The sequence below is a fragment of the Agromyces sp. P1_H4 genome (assembly GCF_056405255.1).
Genome location: NZ_JBFUCL010000558.1, coordinates 1 through 1,188 on the forward strand (window position 1 = coordinate 1; position 1,188 = coordinate 1,188).

Consider the following 1,188-nt stretch of genomic DNA (forward strand, 5'->3'; position numbering starts at 1 on the left):
GCGGCGGACAGCGCCCCGGTGCCGCATCCGACGTCGAGCCAGCGCAGGCCGGCGGGCATCCGGAGCCATTCGAGGAACTCGGGCGCGACCTGGCGGCTCCATCGCCCGACGTACCGTTCGTACGCCGGACCCTGCTCCCAGGTGTCGGCGGCCTCGACATGAGCCATGCTCAACGGTACCGCGCATCCGCCTGTGCGTTCAGGCGGGGATGCCGAGCCCGTCCAGCGCGTCCTGCACGATCGTGAGCCCACCGAGTCCCGGCATCCCGCTGATGCTCTCGTCGACCTTTCGCGCCGCGCGTCGGCCGTCGGGCCCGCTCATGAGATGCCCCATGACGTGCCGCACGTCGGCGGTGGTGTTGATGCTCGACCCGACCGGCGCCCAGAACCGGCTGAGTGCGAAGCGTGTGATCTTCTGCGCCTTCGTGCTCGCCGCCAGCCGCTCCCGCGCCTGCGACGTGTAGAAGGCCACGTGCCGCGCCTCCTGCTTCGCGATGCGACGCAGCAGCTCGGCGAGCACGGGATGCTCCTCGAGCTCGGCCATGCGCTGGTACGCCGTGATCGCCGACCACTCGTTCGCCGCACCCCACGACATGTGCACCGCCACGAAGTCCGCGCCCACGAGGGACCCCATCACCGACTGCTTGATGGGGTCGAGGCGGTCCTTCCAGCCGAGCTTCAGCCGGTTCGCCTTCAGCACGTCGTAGTCGACGGTGACGTCGTGGACGGCGAGCACCGCGGCGAGCGCCTCCCCGTGCCAGAACTCCTCGCGGTTCCACATGGTCATGAAGGCGCTGACGTCGGTCTCCCGATGCGAGGGCGTGGTGAGCAGGTCCCTCGTGTAGCAGACGGTGTGGTACTCGACGTCGGCCATGTAGCGCAGGGTGCGCAGCGAGTCGGGCGGCAGCGGGTGGCGGCGGAAGTCCTCGAGGTCGAGGTCGTCCCAATGCACGCTCACCGAGGTCGCCGTGTAGCGGTCGATGTCGAACCCCATGTGCTCGCCTCCGTCTGGTCAGTGGTCTCGTCGGGTGGGCGTGTCCGGCGCGAGTCGCCTCGAGACGAGGGATGCCGCGGCCTCGCCGATCCCCGGGATGCCGGCGATGCGACGCTCGAGCGACCCGAGCGCGGCGCGGCCCTCGGGGCCCGACCACGCGAACCGGGCCAGCGCGCGCCGTCGCCCGGGTGCGAG

At 71.0% G+C, this 1,188-nt stretch carries 1 protein-coding gene; it reads right to left on the reverse strand.

Annotated features, from left to right (window positions below; genetic code table 11):
• Positions 1-198: 198 nt before the first annotated feature.
• On the reverse strand, positions 199-993 hold the full coding sequence (locus AC1DY2_RS19940) for a ferritin-like domain-containing protein (RefSeq protein WP_476763993.1): 795 nt from the start codon (positions 991-993) through the stop codon (positions 199-201).
• Between the last annotated feature and the right edge of the window lie 195 nt (positions 994-1,188).